Annotated in this window: 12 protein-coding genes; 2 read left to right on the top strand and 10 right to left on the bottom strand. The window is 43.7% G+C overall.

Translation table 11 applies throughout. The annotated features are described in order from the left end of the window. Positions 1 to 5 precede the first annotated feature (5 nt). Positions 6 to 608: a DUF1294 domain-containing protein gene (locus tag PSU72_RS09625; protein WP_300432165.1), complete on the top strand. Its 603-nt coding sequence runs from the start codon at positions 6 to 8 to the stop codon at positions 606 to 608. On the opposite strand, the gene PSU72_RS09620 is transcribed toward PSU72_RS09625, so the two are convergent. The 6 genes from PSU72_RS09620 to PSU72_RS09595 all read right to left on the bottom strand — a co-directional run bounded on the left by PSU72_RS09620 (position 592) and on the right by PSU72_RS09595 (position 9,612). Continuing rightward, entirely contained in the window at positions 592 to 1,011 is a 420-nt protein-coding gene (locus PSU72_RS09620; RefSeq protein WP_300432164.1) for a group II truncated hemoglobin, read from the bottom strand. The two genes, PSU72_RS09625 and PSU72_RS09620, sit on opposite strands and share 17 nt — an antisense overlap. A gap of 15 nt (positions 1,012 to 1,026) precedes the next feature. Then, positions 1,027 to 2,238: a formate-dependent phosphoribosylglycinamide formyltransferase gene (purT, locus tag PSU72_RS09615; protein WP_300432163.1), complete on the bottom strand. Its 1,212-nt coding sequence runs from the start codon at positions 2,236 to 2,238 to the stop codon at positions 1,027 to 1,029. Between the two features lie 150 nt (positions 2,239 to 2,388). Continuing rightward, complete coding sequence (locus tag PSU72_RS09610) at positions 2,389 to 3,837, bottom strand: sigma-54 dependent transcriptional regulator (RefSeq protein WP_300432162.1); 1,449 nt, start codon at positions 3,835 to 3,837, stop codon at positions 2,389 to 2,391. 14 nt (positions 3,838 to 3,851) lie between these two features. Continuing rightward, entirely contained in the window at positions 3,852 to 6,179 is a 2,328-nt protein-coding gene (locus PSU72_RS09605; RefSeq protein WP_300432161.1) for a TonB-dependent receptor, read from the bottom strand. 203 nt (positions 6,180 to 6,382) lie between these two features. Then, a complete protein-coding gene (locus tag PSU72_RS09600; protein WP_300432160.1) occupies positions 6,383 to 8,890 on the bottom strand; it encodes an FtsX-like permease family protein in 2,508 nt (835 codons plus the stop codon). Next, positions 8,887 to 9,612, bottom strand: coding sequence for an ABC transporter ATP-binding protein (locus PSU72_RS09595; RefSeq protein WP_300432159.1), 726 nt, complete (start codon positions 9,610 to 9,612; stop codon positions 8,887 to 8,889). Before PSU72_RS09595 ends, PSU72_RS09600 begins: the two co-directional genes overlap by 4 nt. A gap of 2 nt (positions 9,613 to 9,614) precedes the next feature. On the opposite strand from PSU72_RS09595, the gene PSU72_RS09590 reads away from it, so the two are divergent. Further along, on the top strand, positions 9,615 to 10,319 hold the full coding sequence (locus tag PSU72_RS09590; RefSeq protein ID WP_300432158.1) for an arylesterase: 705 nt from the start codon (positions 9,615 to 9,617) through the stop codon (positions 10,317 to 10,319). A gap of 11 nt (positions 10,320 to 10,330) precedes the next feature. Here PSU72_RS09590 and tilS read toward each other — a convergent pair whose 3' ends face one another. From tilS to PSU72_RS09570, 4 genes are all read right to left on the bottom strand, one after another. Continuing rightward, positions 10,331 to 11,701, bottom strand: coding sequence for a tRNA lysidine(34) synthetase TilS (gene tilS / locus PSU72_RS09585; RefSeq protein ID WP_300432156.1), 1,371 nt, complete (start codon positions 11,699 to 11,701; stop codon positions 10,331 to 10,333). After that, positions 11,670 to 12,641 (bottom strand): acetyl-CoA carboxylase carboxyltransferase subunit alpha, encoded by a 972-nt coding sequence (locus PSU72_RS09580; protein WP_013148324.1) that lies wholly within the window; start codon positions 12,639 to 12,641, stop codon positions 11,670 to 11,672. Before PSU72_RS09580 ends, tilS begins: the two co-directional genes overlap by 32 nt. Before the next feature lie 30 nt (positions 12,642 to 12,671). Beyond that, on the bottom strand, positions 12,672 to 16,181 hold the full coding sequence (gene dnaE, locus PSU72_RS09575) for a DNA polymerase III subunit alpha (RefSeq protein ID WP_300432155.1): 3,510 nt from the start codon (positions 16,179 to 16,181) through the stop codon (positions 12,672 to 12,674). Positions 16,182 to 16,294: 113 nt separating this feature from the next. After that, the gene (locus PSU72_RS09570; protein ID WP_300432154.1) at positions 16,295 to 21,400 is read right to left on the bottom strand and encodes an Hpt domain-containing protein; all 5,106 of its coding nucleotides are present in this window, start codon (positions 21,398 to 21,400) and stop codon (positions 16,295 to 16,297) included. Positions 21,401 to 21,502 lie beyond the last annotated feature (102 nt).

Below are 21,502 nucleotides of genomic sequence, written 5' to 3'. Positions count from 1 at the left end.
TTTACATGCGCTATCAAGGCAAAATCACCACATGGAAAGATGAGCAAGGCTTTGGTTTTATCACACCCAATGGTGGCGGCAAGCAAGTCTATTTGCATATAAAAGCATTTACTGGCTATCGTAAACGACCTAAAGGAGATGAGTTGGTAACATACCAACTCATCATTGACGCCAAAGGTAGAGACGCTGCCAGCGAGGTGCTTTATGTTAACAACCGTAAGCAAAAGCCACTCGGCTTAGATCAAAGCATGATACCCGTTTATTTAACTTTAGCTTATCTAAGCATTTTATGTACTGCAGTTGCTGTGAATCGCTTATCGCCAATTGTTTTACTGATTTATGCGGCTGCTAGCCTAGTTACATTGATCTTTTATTGGTTAGACAAGCGTGCTGCTAAAGGTGATTCGCAAAGAACGCCAGAAGCTACTCTACAACTGCTGAGCCTAATTGGGGGTTGGCCTGGCGCACTGCTTGCGCAAAGATTATTTAGACACAAAACTTCTAAAAAATCATTTCAGGTAATTTTTTGGATTCAGGTGTTCTTAAATATTGCTGGACTAGTTATTTTTACATCGACAACAATAAATACAATTATTGGTTTCGCATAAAGTCAGCCACTCCATATAACTGATTGGCTAACTTTTTCATGAGGTCATCTTCAAAGTTCAACTGATGCATGGCTTTAATCATGCAATACATCCATTGATCGCGCGCAGATTCATCCACTTGAAATGGCATATGACGCGCACGCAGCATAGGGTGACCATAACGCTCAATATAAAGCTGTGGGCCGCCAGTCCATCCAGTAAGGAACATAAAGAGCTTCTCGCGCGCTGAAGTTAAATCAGGCTGGTGCATCGCACGAAGAGGGGCGACTTTAGGGTCGCTATCCATAATATCGTAAAAGGTTTCTACTAAATTACGGATGCTTTCAGTGCCATTCGCTTCTCCACCCAGCAGTTCAAAAAACGTACTTTTATTGCTACCCACTTCATCAATTTTATCTAACATTTGAATTTAGCCAACCTATATTACTTTAGGTGCGATTTTAGGTTTAACTAGACTAGCCGCCAATTTTGCACGGCCTCTTGCCTCATCAGTATCTTTGCCTGTAGCAAGCGCCACACCCATACGTCTTTTAATAAAAGATTCTGGCTTACCAAATAGACGTAGATCACTACTAGGTACGGCTAATGCGGCTTCAACGCCATCGAACACTAAATTATCAGTCTCGTGTTGACCATAAATAACGGCGCTAGCTGCGGCATCACGTAAACTCACATCTACAGGTAAACCTAAAATAGCACGTGCATGCAAGTCAAACTCGCTAAAGCGCTGGCTGGCCATGGTGACCATGCCAGTGTCGTGCGGACGCGGACTGACCTCGCTGAACCACACTTTATCGCCTTTAATGAATAGCTCTACGCCAAATAAGCCAAGACCACCTAAGCTATCAGTCACAGCCTTTGCAATGCGTTTAGACTCTTGCAATGCACCTGCTGTCATTGCTTGTGGTTGCCAGCTTTCAACGTAGTCGCCCTTTTCTTGCACATGACCAATAGGTTCGCAGAAGTAAGTTTGAATTTCACCCGCTGCATTTTTAGCGCGTACCGTCAGCAAGGTAATTTCATAATCAAAATCAATTTGACCTTCAACAATCACCACACCTTGATTCACGCGACCACCTGAAGCCGCATAATCCCATGCAGTTTTCACTTCGCTCTCATTGGTAATACGTGACTGACCTTTGCCTGAAGATGACATGGTTGGTTTGATAAAGCATGGATAACCTATGCCTGCATCAATCGCGGCTTGTAACTCAGCTTCACTTCTAGCAAAAGCATAAGGTGATGTTGGCAAGCTAAGCTCTTCCGCAGCTAATCTGCGTATACCCTCACGGTTCATTGTGAGTTGCACGGCTTTAACAGTAGGAATCACAGTCGCAATCCCAGCAGACTCAATATCTGCAAGTGTATTGGTGTTTAGTGCTTCAATTTCAGGCACGATTAAATGTGGCCTCTCTTGGGCGATTAAGTCACGCAAGGCTTTATCATCAGTCATGTCGATGGTGTAAGCACGGTGTGCCACTTGATGACCAGGTGCGTTTTTATAGCGATCAACGGCAATCACTTCTACACCTAATCGCTGCAATGCAATAATCACTTCCTTACCTAATTCACCACTACCGAGCAACATTACACGAGTGGCATTAAGGCTTAATGGCGTTCCAATTTGCATGACATTTTTCCAGTTTTGATTTGCTCAAATCATACCATGCAGCGGCTTTGCCGTCATTTGAGAATGTGGCGTTATGGATAAATCTTATTGAGAAATTGCTGGGGAATCTTATGAGGAATTAATAAAAGAAGCACTTCACAATGAATAAAGTTACTCTTCTGTTTTAATGTTTAATTGATGTTTTTCTAGTCGGTAACGCATCGTCATACGGGTAATACCAAGCTTACGCGCCGCTCTAGAAACGTTGTTATCTGACTCAGCCATCACTTTTAATAAGACAGCTCGCTCAACCTCATCCAATGTGGCCTGTGAGTTAAGCATCGCGTTTGTCGCATGCTGATTAGCATCCAACAGCGCTCTATTCATGGGAAGTGCTAAATCAAGCTCAGTAATATTGCCTTGATGTGACAACAACATGGCACGACTCACCTGATGGCGCAGTTCACGCACATTACCTGGCCAGTCGTAGCTTTTAATCATGGCAATCGCATCTGTAGAAAATACTGGCGCAGCTAAACCATAACGCCTTGAAGTCTGCATGGCAAAATGTTTAGCCAACATCAGAATATCAGCAGCTCTTTCACGCAACGGTGGCATGGCAATACTCATGACGTTTAAACGGTAGTACAAATCTTGTCTAAAGCTACCTGTGAGCGACATTTCGTGCAAATCGCGATTAGTCGCGGCAATAAAGCGTGCAGGCACAGCACGTTCTTTGGTGGAACCTATCCTACGCACCATTCTGCGCTCTAGCACATTAAGCAACTTAGCTTGCAGCGCCAAAGGTAACTCACCAATTTCATCTAAAAAAAGCGTGCCATCTTCTGCGGCTTCAATCAAACCAGGGCGTGTTGCAGATGCCCCAGTAAAAGCACCCTTCTCGTGCCCAAACAGTTCGCTTTCCATTAGGTCTGGCGGCAGTGAAGCACAATCAATATGGACAAACGGCTTATCGTTATTTTGACCTTTGTCCTGACAAGATAAATGTAAAAGACGTGCAGCAACATCTTTACCAGTGCCTGTTTCACCGCTGATTAGCACTGTAGGTGGCACGGTATCAACAGCGACTAACTGAGCAATGCGCTGAATTTGTAATTTCACACTTTGCATCGCAGGGCTATCACCCAACAGCTCAACACCATCGATTGCATGCGCATTGCGTTGACGGGAGTAATCCAAACTATTGCTTTGAATGGCCGAAGCTTCAGCCTTTTGAACAGATAACAATAACTCTTCTAAATCAATTGGTTTTTTAAGGTAGTCGATTGCGCCCTGTTTAATTGCATTGACCGCATCACTAATCTCACCGTGCGCAGTCATTACAATCACAGCAACATTTTTAGCCACTAAATCAGCTAGCAAGTCTAAACCATTGCCATCGGGCAAGCGCATATCAAGCAATACAATATCTGGCGAAAACTGTTTGAATATGGTGCGCGCATCTTGCAAGCTCTCAACATGCGCACACTCATAGCCAGCTTTTTGCAATCGACGCATCACAGCCCTAGCGAACAACACTTCATCTTCAACAATCAGTAATTTAGATTGCTGCTTTAAAATGACAGAAGCTTGACCAGAGATAAGATGGGCTAATTGCAATTCAATGACCCCGATTAATCTACATCAACTGCTGATGTGCTTGATTTTGGTTTACCAAAATCATAGCGCACACCGACCCATCCAGCGCGAGGAGCGCCTGGAGCTAAAAATGTTTCATTAGCACCACTGCCTGAGGCAAACGCGCCGTTTGCATCAAACCCACTCTGGCCTAGCAAAGCACTGGTGTAGTATTCACGATCAAACACGTTGTTCACCTTAGCAAAGACCTGCCAGCCAGTGTTAGGTAATGTATAGCGTGTATCTAAATTCAGCACGCCGTAACCACCAACTTTACCTGAACCAAAGTAGTTAACGCCATCAGCTTGGTGTTGATTATTTTCATTACCACGCGCATATTGGTCTGAGAAGAACACCGCACTAGCACCAATTGTCCAAGTAGGTAAGGCACGCCATTCACCACGAAGTTTCAACTGGTGTTTTGGAATACCTGGAATATTGTCACCTGGATTAATTGTCATCACACCGCCAACATTTGATGAGTTAACATCGCTAGCAATATCGAAGCTACTTTCATAGGTTGCCTTAATGTAGCTATAACCAGCTGACCAGCGGAAATCTCCAGCCTCGCCGTTTAAACCTAAATCAATACCTTGACGGCGAGTCTTTCCTACATTATCAAAGTAACCTGCACCAGCTGTAGTTGCTGCAATAAACTGTAAATCATCATAGTTTGTTGCACGATATGCGGACAAGCTCCACTTCGCTACATCACTAAACTTACCACGAACGCCACCTTCAAAAGTTTTAGCTACGACTTGCTTCAATGGCGGGTCGCCAGCCAAGGCATTAGGCAAAAGACATGGAACGTTCGGATCTGCACAACCTAGCTCGATAATTGATGGTGCTCGGTTACCTTCATTATAGCCAGCATATACATTTAGCTCAGGCGCCATGCTATAAGTTAAACCCACAGCAGGATTAAAACGGCTATAAGTATCTGACCCAGTTAATGAACCAGTACCAGCGCCACCTACAGGAATAAGCAAGTCGTCATTATTAATACGAGTATTGTTGTAGCGACCAGAGGCAGTTAATGTCAACTTTGATGTGGCATTATAAGTATCAGTAGCAAATACACTCCATGTGCGACTGCGGCCTTTTAGCGAAACATTCAGCTCTTCATCATCAAGCGTACCGCCAACACCACGAGCGTCACTAAAGGTACTAAACTCTTGGCTAGTTTGATTAAAGCTGATGCGGGATAAATCTGCGCTCACACCGCCCGTTAACTGGTTCTTATCAGTCACCCAAGTGAGCTGAGTACCAAGACCGTAACCCTTTTGATTAACATGTCCTTGATTAATAACGCCTTCATTAAGATTAGTGGCTCCATCATAATCATCATTCAAGTCACCGTTGTAAGAACTAGTACGATTCTTTCTGTAATACGCATTAGTCGTTAACAAAAATTCATCAGACAACCACGTGCTCACTTTTGCATTAACAAAAATCAACTTATTTTTAGTAATATCTGGTTTGGTATAAATTGAATCATAACCAAAAGTTTTCATTAGGCTCTGAGCTTGATAACCATTTCCCGTCAACTCATTATCCGCACCAGTAAAGCTAATATCAACGTCTGTTTTCTCGTTGCTCCAACCTAGCTTACCAAAACCTTGTAACACATCAGATGGCGAGCTATCGCGCCAGCCACTTTCTTCAAATTTATTACCTGCAAAGAAGTAACTTACGCCGTTATCTAACTTGCCGCCGTATTCACCTTCAATTGCCCAACGACCCCACGAGCCACCGGACACTTGCACGCCTCCGCCTGGATTATGCTCACCACTTTTGGTTTGTACTGAAACTGCACCACCTAAGGTATTTAAACCAAATAATGGATTAGAGCCTGGCATCAACGCGATGCTTGAGATAGCATTTTGTGGAATCAAATCCCAGTTCACCGTATCACCAAATGGTTCATTTATGCGAACCCCATCTTGATAAACTGACAAGCCTTGAGGAGTACCCACTAAAGGTGAAGCGGTAAAACCACGGAAGTTAACATCAGGTTGATATGGGTTATTTTGAGCTTCATTAATATTCACGCCCACCATATTTTGGCTCATATAATCAGCAATACTCAAACCTTGCTGATTCTGAATGTCCTTACCTTTAGCAACCTGAACATTTGAAGGTATTTGGTCAATAGGCACACCAAGACTTGATAACGGAGTAACACCCACCACTTCAACTTTGCCAAGCTCTATCGTTTCGGCTTTATTTTCAGCCATCACCATTTGAGGCATTGCATAAGCAGCTAGAATTGCGACCAATATTAGTTTTGGCTTCATGTTTTTTTGTTGTAACGAAATTTGCATGTTATCCCCTAGGTTAGATGTATTTCACCGCGTTAAATAAGCAAAATACATTCCTAGACTCTAATTTATAAAAATATCCAATATAATCAAATAGTAAAGATTAATACTGAGATACATTAAAAATTGTACACACAAAAAGTGGTTGTATACAGCCAATTTATGGTTATTTACAGCCGATTAATGGTTGTATACAACCACATCCATTAAATACTGTTGAGCAGCTGCCTTGCAGGAACATTCAAAAATCCGCGCAAACCTAGCCAAGCAGCCAGTGGAATAATAAATGCAGCAATCAGCGTGATGCCAAATGCAAGCGTTGCATTAAACTGAAACGGAATATTTAATATCTGGGCACTGATGTAATACGCCAAAAGATTAGCGGCAATAGTGGCAATCAATGCGGACACCAAGCCAATACAGGCAAACTCAGCTACATAAGCAACGCTTACTTGACGGCGAGATGTACCGAACACACGCATGAGTGTGGCTTCGGCGATACGTTCTTCGCGCGTGGCGATTAAAGCAGCGTAAAGCACTGCTAAACCTGCAAGCAGACTAAAGGCGAACACGTACTCGATGGTACTGCTCATTTTTTGCATAATGCCACGTACTTGCTGCATAAGCGCGGCGACGTCAATTACCGTCAGATTTGAGTAGTTTCGTATCAGTTGATTCATGGCCGCATCTGCGCCGATTGGCAGGTGAAAACTGCTAATGTAATTTGCGGAATAGTTATCAAGTACACCCGGTGGCGTCACTGCAAAAAAGTTTGCACGCATCGTGTCCCAATCTACTTTTCTAAGACTAGTGACAGTGAGCGTGAGTGGATCACCTGCAACATCAAACAGCAATTTATCGCCTAACTGAATACCCAATGTTTTTGCCAAGTCCTGCTCTATCGATAAATATGGCTTGCCGTATTCTTTTGGCGTCCACCAGCGTCCTGACAGTAATTGATTATCACTTTGCATCTGCGCAGCCCATGACAAATTAAACTCACGCTCGGCAAGATGCTTGGCACGCTCATCTTGCCATTGTGTCGCGCTAATGTCTTTACCGTTTTTGCTAATCAAACGACCACGCACCATAGGGAAAATGCTTCCGCCTTTGATGTCCTGTTTCTCAAAAAACTGCTTAACGCCATTGATTTGGCTAGGCTGAATATTAATAATAAAGCGATTAGGCGCATCAATCGGCAATGATGCCTGCCAGTTGCGAATTAAATCGCCACGTATTAAGGCCAACAACATCAGTACCATTAAGCCCATGCTGAAACCTATCATTTGCACGGTAGATAAGCCAAATCGTCGCTTAAGCCCGAGTACGCCAAGTTTCATATCGTTTAATACCTGACTTTTTGGTGACAGCATAAATAAACGATTTGCCAAAGTGACCAGCACATAAGATAAGCCAACAATCGCCACACACAGCAACACTAAAGCCACTATAGTTGAAGTAGCCAATTTTACGTCGCCCGCTTGCCAAAAAATCATCGCGCACATGACTAGCGCTGCGGGTAGAAACTTGGCTTGCGCTGAAATTGGCTGAGCCAGGGTCTCGCGACGTAAAATATTCATTGCAGTTAGGTTTCGCATTTGCCAAGCATGCGGCAACACAACTGCAAACATCATGGCAATACTGGCTGCCAAGCCGATAAAGACTGGGGTGCTAGAAGCCGGCGGTAGCGTTTCTAAAAACAAACTACCTGCTAATTTAGCTAAGCCAAACTGCGCAATGAATCCCAACAAAATGCCAAGTAAGGCACTAAAAAATGCAATTAAAATGGTTTGTATGGCTAACACTTGCAACACTGTGCTTTTTGAAGCGCCAAAACAACGCATCAAGGCAAAAGTATCTAAACTCTGCTTGATATAAGGCAAGCTGGAAAGCAGCATGGCGACCATCGCCAAGATCACGCTGACCATGGCTGATAAGCCTAAAAACTGTTGCGCTTTATCTAAGGCTGATTTAATTTCTGGGCGAGCGTTTCGCACATCTTGTATTTTCTCGCCACGACTTAATGTTGGCTTAGTTTGTGCATAATACTGATTGATTTTTTGAGGGCTAGCGGCGAGTAACAACTGATACTTCACACGGCTTCCATATTGAATTAACTTGGTTGAAGGCAAATCTGCGGCATTCATCATCAAGCGCGGAGCAAAGCCAAACATATCGCCGCCACGTGATGGCTCACGTACTAATATTGCACCAACGTGCAATTTACGCTCACCCACTTCAACCACATCACCGACTTTGATATTCAGTAAATTTGCCAGTCTTGGCTCCACCCAAACTGCGCCAGATTTAGGAGCATTTTTGACTACTTTACCTTGATCAAATGTATTCTTACCTAAAGTTAAGTCACCTCTTAGTGGAAAAGCCTGCTCAACTGCTTTAATTTCAGCCAGCTGACTGGCTTCGCCAAATACCACCATGCTAGAAAACTCATAAGTTTTAGCCGTCGCTAAGCCTTGTTCTGCTGCGCGATTAAGCAAAGCATCAGGAATAGCGTGGTCAGCAATCACAGCAAGGTCGCCGCCAAGCAATAAGCCGCCTTGCTGATTTAATGCGGTTTCTACACGTTGCGTAAAAAACCCAATCGCGGAAATGGCGGTTACCGCTAACACCAATGAAAAAACCAGTACACGTAACGCACCAGAGCGCCACAAACTGATAGTTTGCGTCCAAGCTAAGCCAACACTTAAATTCATGCTGCAACCAAATCTGTTTGCTCAGTCAAAACACCATTCTCAAGTTTCAGCTGGCGCTGGCATCGGTTAGCCAAATGCACATCATGTGTGACTAAAACCAAAGTCGTACCCGCTTGCATATTCATTTTAAATAACAGCTCAATGATGATTTGCCCAGTGGCTTTGTCTAAATTACCTGTGGGTTCATCTGCAAACAAAATGGCTGGCTGTGTTGCAAATGCGCGTGCTATGGCTACACGCTGCTGCTCGCCGCCTGAAAGCTGCTTCGGATAGTGTTGCACACGTTGACTCAAACCCACTTTATTCAACGCCTCCAAGCTCAGTTCCTTTGCATTTGGGTGACTTTTTAATTGCAAAGGCAGCATGACATTTTCTAAAGCAGTCAGCGAAGGTAGCAACTGAAATGACTGAAATATAAACCCCATGCTTTTAGCGCGTACTGCCGCCCTGCCATCTTCATCTAAGCTGCTAAACGCATTGTTTTGAATTTGAACGCTACCGCTACTTGGTATGTCCAACCCTGCAAGCAAGCTCAAGAGCGTAGACTTTCCCGAGCCTGAACTACCAATAATGGCGATTTGCTCGCCTTGTAAAATAGATAAATTTAAATCCCGTAAAACCTGAATATGGTTATCATGACTGATGAATTCGTAAGTTAAGTTTTGTGCTTGGATTATTGTCGCTTGGCTTATTTTTTTTTGCATAGCAGGAGGTTGTTGCATCAATGTTTTTCCACTTATTGTTAATTCTTAAACAGCTAAATTCTAAACTTAATCGCTCAAAACTACTGCAATCTAAATTATGGTTACGGAAGTTACTTTGCATTAGTCTACTGAGTTTCAGTTTCGTTGCATGCATTTCACACGCAAATGCGGCAAATCCAAAAATATTGATTTATGGTGATAGCCTATCTGCTGCATACGGCGTTGCAAAATCACAAGGCTGGGTGGCATTTTTACAAAAGAAGCTTGCAGATCAGCATTTTCAATACGATGTCATTAATGCCAGTATTAGCGGTGAAACCACCAGCGGCGGCTTGACCAGACTAGCAACCACGCTAGCGAAAACAAAACCTAACATCATCATTTTAGAGCTGGGTGCTAACGATGGTTTACGCGGCCTACCAGTGAAAGAGATGTCAGCTAACCTTAACAATATGATTACACTAAGCAAGAAAGCCAATGCAAAAATACTGTTAATCGGCATGAAAATACCGCCGAATTATGGCCCTAAATATAGCGAGTCTTTCAGCAATACCTACCCTCAATTAAGTCAACAACATAAAGTTTCATTGGTACCATTTATGCTAGAAAATATTGCCGCCAAACCAAAGTTAATTCAAGATGATGGTCTACATCCTAACGCATTAGGGCAACCAATGATGTTGGATAACATTTGGCCTAAGCTGCAATCACTTCTTAAAAAATGAGACTACTCACTCTATATGTCTTGCCAAAGAATTTCTAAACCTTCTTCATTCTTAGTAGCCTGTAGCTCGTGCGCAATGCCAATATTAGGCACTAACGCTAAGGTATCGTGCCAATAAATCAGTGGTAAATGTTCACGTTGCCAAGGTGGAATATTCGCTTCTTGCAGTAGGTGTTTGAGCGTTCGAGTTGGTCTTAGTACATCGGGCTTAAAGCGCTCACCGCCATCTCGGTTGGTGATTCGTAGCTTAGTCACACCATGCTTTAGCGCTAACCCGGAGCCTACCACTTGCTTGAAATGTAACTGACCGCCGTTTGGTAAATTTAAATATGCCTCACCATTCCAAGTCATATCAAAAGATTCGGCAAGGCACTCTGCAAATAAGTAAGCGCGTTGTTGATAGCGTTTTAGGCTTAAATGTTGTAGCTGGATATTGATATTGGCATCTGCCTTAGCATTGAACAACTGCTGAATAATTTCATTCAAATGCTCAGAAGTAGGCATTGCGAGTTGGTTCTGTGAAAACCACCAACGCAGTAGGTTTTTAGCTCGCGGAAGGTCTAATGCTGTTAAACCTTGCAAACATAGGCTGTTGTTTTGCAATAATTTATCAGCGTCAATTTTCGCTAAAGTATCCAGTAAATCATTCGCTTCAGCTAAGTGTGAGGCTGTTCTGGCTAATACTGATTTAACAGATGGATAACGAGTTGTTAACACGGGCATCACATCATGCCGCACAAAATTGCGCTCGTATTGTGTATTGTCGTTGCTCTCGTCATTACACCACGGAATATTTTGCTGCTCTGCGTACTCTTGTAGCGTTTGGCGCGATACATCAAGCAAAGGGCGCATTAAGCGTCTAGATTCGTCTACGCCCCCCATAGAAGCCAAGCCTTTCACGCCTGCCCCTCTAAACAATTGTAGAAACAGGGTTTCTGCTTGGTCGTCTTGATGATGAGCTGTGACTATAAAATCAGGTGCGATTCCATTAAGTTTATAATCAAACAAAGCTGCATAACGCAACTGCCTAGCCGCGGCTTCTATGCCTTGTTTGGAATTTTTATCGAGCTGAACATACACGACTTCAATCGGCACATTCAAAAGCTGACATTGCTGCGTGCAAAAGTCGGCCCAAGCATCGGCATTCGGGCTTAGACCATGATGCACATGCATGGCAAGTAATTCAAAAGGGATAGTTTGTTTGGCTGCAGCAAGCAGATGCAGCAACACTGAAGAATCTAAACCGCCACTTAACGCCAACAGCACATGCTGATTTGGCTTTAAGTAGCAACTTAAAAAGTGATTGAGTTGTGAAATTAAAGGATGAGTTACAAGCTCTGTAACGTTCTTGCTATTTCTCAGCGACTTCTTTGTATTTGCCATAGCCCATTAAGCGCTCATAACGGCTAACCAGTAAAGTTTTAATTGATTTAGGCTTTAATTTGGCAAGCTCTTCTTTTAGTGCAAGGCGTAAAGTTTCCATCACTACTTCTGGCGCACGATGTGAGCCGCCTAATGGTTCAGGCACGATGCGGTCTATCAAACCTAATGTTTTAAGACGCGGTGCGGTAATGGCAAGAGATTCTGCTGCGATTGAAGCTTTATCCGCACTCTTATAGAGAATAGAAGCACAACCTTCAGGTGAAATGACTGAGTAAGTACCGTATTGCAACATCAACAACTGGTCAACCACACCCAATGCCAACGCACCGCCTGAACCGCCTTCGCCGATAATCACGCCGATAATAGGTGTTTCAAGCTCAGCCATCACATAAAGATTACGTGCAATCGCTTCTGATTGACCGCGTTCTTCTGCGCCAATACCAGGATACGCGCCGGGAGTATCAATCAAAGTAATAATAGGAATATGGAATTTCTCAGCCAAGCGGAATAAACGTAGCGCTTTGCGGTAACCCTCTGGGCGCGGCATGCCGAAGTTACGGTATTGACGCTCTTTTACATCACGACCTTTTTGGTGGCCAATCACCATCACCGGCTGACCTTCAAACCGTGCCAAACCACCTACAATCGCAGGATCGTCAGCATAAGCTCTATCGCCATGCAGTTCTTCAAAGTCAGTAAATATGCCCTTGATATAGTCTAAAGTGTAAGGGCGTTGCGGATGACGCGCCAACTGCGAAATTTGCCAAGCAGTTAAATTACCATAAATATCTTCAGATAGTTTTTTATTTTTCTTTTCTAATGCAATAAGCTCTTTAGAAATATCTAAAGCGTCATTGTCATCATGCGCAGACTGTAAACCTTCAATTCTGGCTTCAAGTTCTGCGATAGGTTGTTCAAAATCTAAATAACTTATTTTCATGCGATTAGCTTTTTCTCAAAAATCATTAGTTTAATTATATAGGATTTTTACGTTTTCACGACTCAACCAAGCAGTTAAACCTGCAATCAGCTCATCATGCAAATCCACTCGCCAGTCATTGCCTAGCATTAACTCCACTTTACTGGTTTTATTGTGATATTCAACTTTAACCGCACAACCACGCACTTCATCAGATGAGTTTTTACAATATGGCTTCAGTAAGGCTTTTAGCTTGACGGCATCAGCTTGACCATTACAAGATATTTTCAAAAAGCTGGCTTTGCTATTTCTCAAGGTAGGTAAATCGAAAATCTTTCTAGCGTTGACTCTGACGCCGCCAGAAAACTCATCATTCCTTACAGTGCCCTCTATGATGATAAGTTGATCATCTTTCAACAAGGCTTGTTGCTGATTGAGTAGCTCACTACCCACCACCACTTCTAGTCGTGTAGTGCCGTCATCTAAACCAACAATGGCCATTTTGCCACGGCCAGTCATGCGAATACGCACGCCTGAAACAATACCTGCCAATAGTTGCGGTTGCTCTTTGGGGGCTAAATTTGCCAACGTAGTCGAAATGAACTGACTTAAATCTTTTTGGTATGCCCAATAAGGATGCCCACTGAAATAAAAACCTAAGGCTGCTTTCTCCTCTTGTAAGCGCTGTTGTTCAGTCCAATCTGGCACGGTAGGCAAAATATTTGCCGCTTTATCTGCCACTTCGCCAAACAAACTATTCTGGTTACTGTTGGCGCTATTCTGTTCAGCAGCAGCCATTGCCATGGCAACGCCTGCTAACAGTGCATTACGGCTTGGCGATAGTTTATCAAACGCACCTGCACGAATTAACGATTCCACCACACGACGATTCACTTTGCGTAAATCAAGGCGATTACAAAAGTCGAACAGGTCTTTAAATGGGCCATCTTTGCGACGTGCCTGCAAAATCACTTCAATCGCAGCTTGCCCTGTACCTTTGACGGCACCTAAACCGTACAACACTTGATTTTTGCTAATCGGCGTAAACTTATACTCACTTTGATTCACATCTGGCGACAATATTTCCACCTGATTAGGCGCACAATCTTCATAGAAAATACGCACACTGTCCGTATTGTTCATATCAGCAGACATGGTTGAAGCCAAAAATGCCGCAGGATAATGCGCCTTCAAATATGCGGTTTGATACGCGACCAACGCATAGGCGGCAGCGTGAGATTTATTAAAACCATAGCCCGCAAATTTTTCGAGCAAATCAAACAACTCAGTTGCTTGACGCTCCGTCATATTGTTTTTTACAGCACCTTCAGTAAAGGTTTTACGCTGCGCATCCATTTCTTCTTGTTTTTTCTTACCCATCGCACGGCGCAGTAAATCCGCACCGCCGAGGCTGTAACCAGCAACCACTTGGGCAATCTGCATCACCTGCTCTTGATACACGGCAATACCGTAAGTCTCTTTTAAGATAGGCTCTGTGAGTGGGTGTGGGTATTCTACGCGCTGCTTACCGTGTTTGCGTCGACAGAAATCTGGAATCAAATCCATAGGACCAGGTCGATACAAGGCAACCAGCGCGATAATATCCTCAAAGCAATCAGGCAATGCTTGTTTTAGCATGTCCTTCATACCTTTGGACTCTAACTGGAACACTGCCGTTGTATTGGCGGTTTTCAGCAACTGAAACGTTGGCTTATCATTAAGCGGTAATGTTTCGAATGATAAAGGTGCTAAACCCTCAGTCGCACGCTGTTTATTCGCGTTGACCAAAGCTAACTCCAATATAGTCAGCGTACGTAAACCCAAAAAGTCAAACTTAACCAACCCTACTGCTTCAACATCATCTTTATCATATTGGCTGACTAAACTTGCGCCATCTGCCTGACAATAAACAGGTGAGAAATCAGAAATCTTACCTGGTGAAATCAGCACACCACCCGCGTGCATACCAATGTTACGCACCAATCCTTCAAGTCGTAACGCAAGCTCTAGCAGCTCTTTCAGCTCCTCTTCATTTTCACGACGTTCAGCTAATTGCGGCTCTTTTACCAAAGCGTCAGATAAAGTAATGCCTAACTCAAGCGGAATGAGTTTGCTGATGCCATCAACAAAATAAAACGGCAAATCTAGTACTCGACCCACATCGCGAATCACGGCCTTTGCCGCCATGGTACCGAAGGTGGCGATTTGTGAAACCGCATCTAAACCATATTTTTGCTTCACGTAATCAATGACGCGGTCTCGCCCTTCTTGGCAGAAGTCAATATCGAAGTCGGGCATTGAAACGCGGTCAGGATTTAGAAAACGCTCAAACAATAAATTGTATTCCAGCGGATCTAAATCAGTAATCTTTAAACTATATGCAACAACAGAACCAGCACCAGAACCACGTCCAGGACCTACTGGCACGCCATTACCTTTAGCCCATTGAATAAAGTCAGCCACAATCAAGAAGTAACCCGCGAACCCCATCTGATTAATGACTTTCGTTTCAAAGTCTAAACGCGCCTCGTAATCAGGCTTTTTCGCAGCACGTACATCTTCATTTGGGTAAAGCACTTCTAGGCGTTGAAGCAAGCCCCTATGCGCTTCTGCGATTAAATACTCATTCAAACTTTCATTGTTAGGCGTTGGAAAGTTAGGTAAATAGTTTTTACCTAAAGTCAGCATCAAATTACAGCGCTTAGCAATTTCAACGCTATTGGTCAGCGCTTCAGGAATATCTTCAAACAACGCAGCCATATCCGCTTGAGGTTTAAAGTACTGCTCAGTAGTAAAGTTTTTTGGGCGGCGAGTATCCGCTAACACATAGCCTTCAGAAATACAGGTACGTGCTTCATGAGCTCTAAAGTCATCAGGCGTAATAAACTGTATAGGGTGTGTTGCCACGATGGGCAAATTAAGACTGTGAGCGATTGAACGCACTTGCTGAATATAATGTTCTTGCTGATGTTGCAAGGCATTATTCTCTGGTGTGCTATTTTCCGAGGCAATGGCGGTGCGCTGCACTTCTAAATAAAATCGGTCTGGAAATAGGCTTTCCCAAGATTGAGCGAGTTTGGTTGCTAGCGTCAGATTATCTTGCGTACACGCCTGACCTACATCGCCAGCGATTGCACCAGAGAGCATGATAAGCCCTTCTGTTCCGCATTCAACAAACCACTCACGCTTAAACTCTGCCCGTCCGCGATATTGATTACTCAAATAGGCGCGGCTAAGTAACTGACATAACAGCAAATAACCAGCATGTGACTGGCATAGCAAAAGTAAACGTGTTGGCTGGTCACGATTGGCGGTATTTTCCAGCCAAATATCGCAGCCTAAAACTGGCTTAATACCTTTACCACGAGCGGCTTTATAGAACTTAATTGCTCCAAATAAATTGCTTAAGTCTGTTAATGCCAACGCTGGCATTTTATCGTTCAACGCCTGCTTCACATAGTCATCAATACGCACGATGCCATCGACAATAGAGTACTCACTATGGCAACGCAAGTGTACGAATGTGGGTTGTTTTATATCTGTTTGACTGGTTTGCAACATAAGGTAAATTTTACCTTATTGAGGAAGTTTTAGAGAGTAAAACTTAGTGGGATTTACTACAAAAAGTTGATGCTAACTGCATTATTATTCTTGACAATAATGCAGTTAGTTTTTTATTTTTTAAGTAAAGCGTTTACCTGTTCAATAAGTTCATCGTCCTGCACTGGTTTTCCCAAGAACGCATCAACACCCAACTCTTTAGCAACGTTACGATGTTTTTCAGCAGTACGCGAGCTGACGATGATTAATGGAATGTTAGTGGTTTTGTCGTTATCTCGCACATGGCGTGAAAACTCAAAACCATCCATGCGAGGCATCTCAATATCAGTCAAAATAATATCCGGTGTGATGAGCTGTAGCTTTTGAATCGCATCCATACCATCATTGGCGGTAATTACTTCAAAGTCTTCACGCTCAAGCACGCGAGAAAGCACTTTACGCATCGTCAGTGAATCATCTACTACCAATGCTACTTTCTTCACCGCTTCAACAATTGGCGCAAACGTCGTTACTTTAATTGCACCAATTGAAAGCGCTTCACGGTTAGCCAGTTGCACTGGGTTAATCACCAACACAATCACACCATCACCTAGTACCGTGGCGCCAATCATCCCTGGCACGCGCGCTAGCTGCGTACCAATCTGCTTCATCACAACTTCTTGGTTGCCGATAATTTCATCTACATGCAACGCAGTGCGATAGGTACCACTGCGTAACAAGACAACTGGCGTGTAAGCATGTTGTTGCGCTACATGGTCAACATCACCAATGAGCTTAGATAAATAATGTAAAGGATAGTCACGACCAGCCCAGTTCACATTGCGCGCTTGGTATGCGCTCAGCAAGTCGCCCTGTTTGAGTTTTTGTAATTGTTCCACCATCACGGATGGAATCGCAAACATCTTATTACCTACGCGCGCCATAATCACTTGCGCAACTGAAAGCGTGACTGGCAAGTAAACATTGAACATCGCGCCCATACCAGTGACATTACTTACATCAATACGACCACTTAAAGCAGCAATATCACTACGTACCGCATCTAAACCAACGCCACGACCCGCAATTTGCGAGACGCTGTCAGCGGTTGAGAATCCTGGTTCAAAAATGACCGCCATTAAGGCTTGGTCTGACACTTCTTGGTCAGCACTTAACAATCCTTTTTCAATGGCTTTTTGTTTTACTTTGGCCAGATTAACACCCGCGCCATCATCGGTCACAACGAGTGTGATTTCATCGTTCTCTAGGCTTACTTTTAATTTGATTTGACCTGCTTCTGGTTTGCCGAGCTTCTTACGCTCCTCTGTAGACTCAAGACCATGCGCCACAGCATTGCGTAACAAATGCTCTAAGGGTGCGCCCATCTTATCTAGCACGCCGCGATCTAGCTCGATATTCTCGCCCTCGATGACCATTTCAACACGTTTATTCAACTCTCTTGCTGTTTGTCGAACAATACGTTGTAAACGTTCCGATATAGTGGCGAATGGCAACATACGAACGCCCATCAAGCCTTGTTGTAGCTCACGATTCATACGGTTTTGCTGTTGCAGTGCCGCATCAGTCTGGTCTAGGTTCAACACCAATCCGTGTTGAATTGTCGCAACGTCGTTGACGCTCTCGGCCATCATACGGGTGAGTTCTTGTAGGCGCGTAAATCGGTCAAACTCTAACGGGTCGAATGTTTCATTAGCCTCTTGCAACAAGCTCATACGGGACTGCATCTGCGTTTCAGCTTCAATTTCCAGCTCACGTAAGTAAGCACGCATTCTGCTGATACTATCAGTTAAATCTGATGAAGACTGCTTGAAGCTTTGCATTTCTCGATCCATTCGAGAACGCATAATTGAAACCTCGCCAGCTTCATTAATCAATCTATCTAGCACGTCAGCACGCATACGTAAGAATTGCGACTTACGTTCGACTGAACGCGTTGGCACGGTGACTGTTGCAGCCACGTCTTCATCTTGGGCAGAAACCTTCACGTCACCGGTAATGTCTTCCAGCATGTAGCCAATATGGTCGAATTCGACAAACATTTCATCAAAGTCATCAGCCGTGGCTTTATGGCGCAAGGCGTGAATCACGCGGTCTTCCATTTTATGTACACTATCGCCAATATTGCTTTGCCCAGCCATACGCGCACTACCTTTTAAGGTGTGTAAAGCGCGTTGTAATGAGTCTGGATATTCGGCCTCATGTGGATTTGCTCGCCAGCCACGTAGATCTCTACCGACTTGCGGTACTAGTTCACGCGCTTCTTCAACAAACAAACCTAGCAACTCTTGGTCTACAGCCAACTCTTTAAGCTGATTAGCTGGAATATCAGCTAACACTGCATCATTCACTAATGATGGAATAGCCTCAGTGTGTTGCTGTAGCTCCTGTATAGCTTCAGCGATTTCGTTTTCATTGTCCACTGGTACAACAGCAGATTCAATGGGTTTTTCATCAAGCAGGATTGCTTCTTGGGGTAGAGTTTCTTTAGCTTTACGTTTTTTAGCTGATTTACCAATAGCTTCTGCTTGGTGCTCAAGTACGGCAGCTTCAGCTTGTTGGGTGGCAACTGCTTGCATTGCTGCGGTTGATTCACTTAACGCAATAATCAATGCGCGTGTTGATTTCGGATTTTTAAGCGCTTTTGCTTTTTCCAAGCCATCTGCCAAAGCTTTAACTACATTGCCATACAAACCGATATGCTGCTCAGTCCAAACTCCAGCATGCTCATCTAACCAATGCTCTAAACCGCGCGCCAAATCACCCGTTGGATTAAAACCTGCTGTCAGCGCATTGCTGCCTAAGGTATGCGCTGCACGACAGCTATCATCTGTAGGTAACTCTGTTGAATTAACAACCAAAGCTTTTTGCGCTTCAATCAAGGTTTCCAAATGTTGCTGCGCTTCAGCTAAGAATATATTAAAGAACGCTTTGCTTAATGTTCTTGTGCCGCCGATGAGCACTTCTTCTTTTTGCGGTTTTGGCTTATGCATCGCTAAATCATGCTCAAGCTCTGATTCAAGTTCAGTAGCCCGCTGTTGGAACGGAGTAGGATCTAACGTAACCACTTGGCTCTTCTGTAACTCTGCAACCCAGCCAGCAAATTCTGCACTGACATTCTCAATAAACGCCAATTGCTTAACTGTTGGAAACGCTTTGCGCTCCATCACCAAATTGAGTAACTTTTCAACCGCCCAAGCCACATCACTCATGCCGACCAAGCCCACCGTGCGGCCACTACCTTTAAGTGTGTGGTAAGCACGACGCACTTCTACTAAGGCTTCGCTTTCTGTTGGATTAACTCGCAAAGCTTGTAGATGTTGCGCTAAACTCGCTAAAACTTCTTCAGCTTCAGTTAAGAATATAACTTGAAGCTCCTCATCAACTGCTTTGTCTGTTATAGATTCATGTGGCTTAGCCTCTGAATCGACCATAGCTATTTCAGCCGCCACATTAGCTGTTTCTGAAATTTCAACGATGTCAGTTGCAGGCGCTTCGTTTTCGGCTAGTTCATTGTTATCACCCAATGGATTAAACGCCTTTGCACCTTGTTCTAAACGTATTAAGGCACCAGATAGCGCAGACTCAGACTCCGCTCTAATATTGGGTAGCTCTTCCGCATACAGCCCTAGCATACTCAAACTTTCAGCCACCAACTCGAATTGTGAATTACGGTCATCGTCGACAGAATGAGCTTTAAAATGCTCAACATAGATTGAGGCAAGTTGCGCGATTGATTTTGGTACTGGCATTTCCAGCATATCGAACGCTGCTGCAACTTGCTGTAACGGTTTTGTGGTTTCGTCCAAAATCGCTACATTGTCGAGGTTCCTAAAGTAGGTATCAAAGGCTTTCTCAGCATGTTGTAACTCACTAATGATCTGTTTGGCAACAGCTTCGGTCACATTTGCATCTAGATGTTCACTTGCGAAAGCATCCACAGCTGGTGCAAGTGCCTTACCTTTAATAATGGATTGTAAACGTGATGTCTGCGTGGTGATCTTTTGATCAGCCTCAGCATCCAGTTGTTGGTAATACTCGCCTATGTATTCAAGCAAGTTAAGTGATGCTGCCACTTCAATAAATGCACTTTCATTGATTTTAGCTTTATCTTCTTGCAGCGCTTTTACCGTTGCCTGAATTGCGTTGATCAGCTTAAGTACTTTTTGATTGTTCAGGCTTAACAACACCATAGACAGATGATTTAACTTATCGGCAAAGCTGTCAAAATCTACAACAGAATTACTACCGCTAACACTTGCCCATAAATCTTTTAGTGCGGGTAAATCCGCATTGAGCTGAGCTAACGCAGCACGCTCTGCCGCGGTTGCGGCTGTTGCACCATGTCGATTACTTGCTGGCAAGAAGTCATCTAACTCAAACAACTCTTTTACACGACCAATTTCATCCGTGCTGTTATCGCTAACCGCCACGTAATAAAGCAGATTTCGCAACAGCTGAGATGGCGTTTTCAAATCACCTAGAGACATATTGCGCAGTTGCTGATCTAACCTACTGCATAGCTTTCTTGCACCAGCTTGCTCGGCTACTGGACCCTGAGCCAAAGCATCAGTAAATGCTGTCGCAGTCCACCAAAGTGTTTTTAAGGCATTTTTTTGTTGTACCTGTTGCACATTCGAGACCGCCAAGCGCATCTGATTGAGCGATTCTGCATCTTTGCTACGAAGCCAGTCTAATAATGCTTTTTGAAAAACTGGGCGCTGTTCGGAGACAAAAATTGGAATTGCCGATTCTTCAATCGGGTTGCTAGGCAGATCTTTGGGGGCGCTATAGCTAGTATCTGGATAAAACAAATCACTAATATCTAATGACTCGCCTTGCAGCTCAACGAGCGGGTTTAAGCTTTCATAAAGCCTTATCGGCGTATCTTGCATACCGTTTAACAAGTCTTGCAAGTATCTGGTAAGTGCATCTACAGCCTGCATAAGAGCAGTCATCACAGGCTGACTGACAGCTATCTGTAGCTTTTCTAGTTTACTAGTGAGTTTTTCAATTTCAGAACAATAACGCTTACAGCCCTCAAGGCCAACCATATCTAAAGCGCCGCTCACTTGGTATAAATGTGCGGTTGTAAAACGGAGAGTTGCCACTTCGCTAGGTTTGTCCATCACTACGATAAAACTGTCTTGCACCTTTTTTAGTGACTGATCAATTTCATCTTTTACCCAAGACAAAGGGCCAATATCAAATGCTTCAGCCATTATTTGCCCCGATTTTATTTTGCGTTATTCTCATGGAGTTTATTTATATTCCATTGCTCTATATTTCACAGCCAAGTAGATACGTACTTTTTATAAAGCCCG

This window comes from Methylotenera sp. (assembly GCF_029945535.1).
In the GTDB taxonomy this organism is placed as follows: Bacteria; Pseudomonadota; Gammaproteobacteria; order Burkholderiales; family Methylophilaceae; genus Methylotenera.
Note: the sequence above shows the minus strand (reverse complement) of the source record. Positions and strands in the feature narration are given on the sequence as shown.

Bases quoted from the DNA above. Each gene is read 5' to 3' on its own strand.
- PSU72_RS09625 (WP_300432165.1), top strand. From the start codon at position 6: ATGCGCTATCAAGGCAAAATCACCACATGGAAAGATGAGCAAGGCTTT.
- PSU72_RS09620 (WP_300432164.1), bottom strand. From the start codon at position 1,011: ATGTTAGATAAAATTGATGAAGTGGGTAGCAATAAAAGTACGTTTTTT.
- purT (WP_300432163.1), bottom strand. From the start codon at position 2,238: ATGCAAATTGGAACGCCATTAAGCCTTAATGCCACTCGTGTAATGTTG.
- PSU72_RS09605 (WP_300432161.1), bottom strand. From the start codon at position 6,179: ATGCAAATTTCGTTACAACAAAAAAACATGAAGCCAAAACTAATATTG.
- PSU72_RS09600 (WP_300432160.1), bottom strand. From the start codon at position 8,890: ATGAATTTAAGTGTTGGCTTAGCTTGGACGCAAACTATCAGTTTGTGG.
- PSU72_RS09595 (WP_300432159.1), bottom strand. From the start codon at position 9,612: ATGCAACAACCTCCTGCTATGCAAAAAAAAATAAGCCAAGCGACAATA.
- PSU72_RS09590 (WP_300432158.1), top strand. From the start codon at position 9,615: ATGTTTTTCCACTTATTGTTAATTCTTAAACAGCTAAATTCTAAACTT.
- tilS (WP_300432156.1), bottom strand. From the start codon at position 11,701: ATGGCAAATACAAAGAAGTCGCTGAGAAATAGCAAGAACGTTACAGAG.
- PSU72_RS09580 (WP_013148324.1), bottom strand. From the start codon at position 12,641: ATGAAAATAAGTTATTTAGATTTTGAACAACCTATCGCAGAACTTGAA.
- dnaE (WP_300432155.1), bottom strand. From the start codon at position 16,181: ATGTTGCAAACCAGTCAAACAGATATAAAACAACCCACATTCGTACAC.
- PSU72_RS09570 (WP_300432154.1), bottom strand. From the start codon at position 21,400: ATGGCTGAAGCATTTGATATTGGCCCTTTGTCTTGGGTAAAAGATGAA.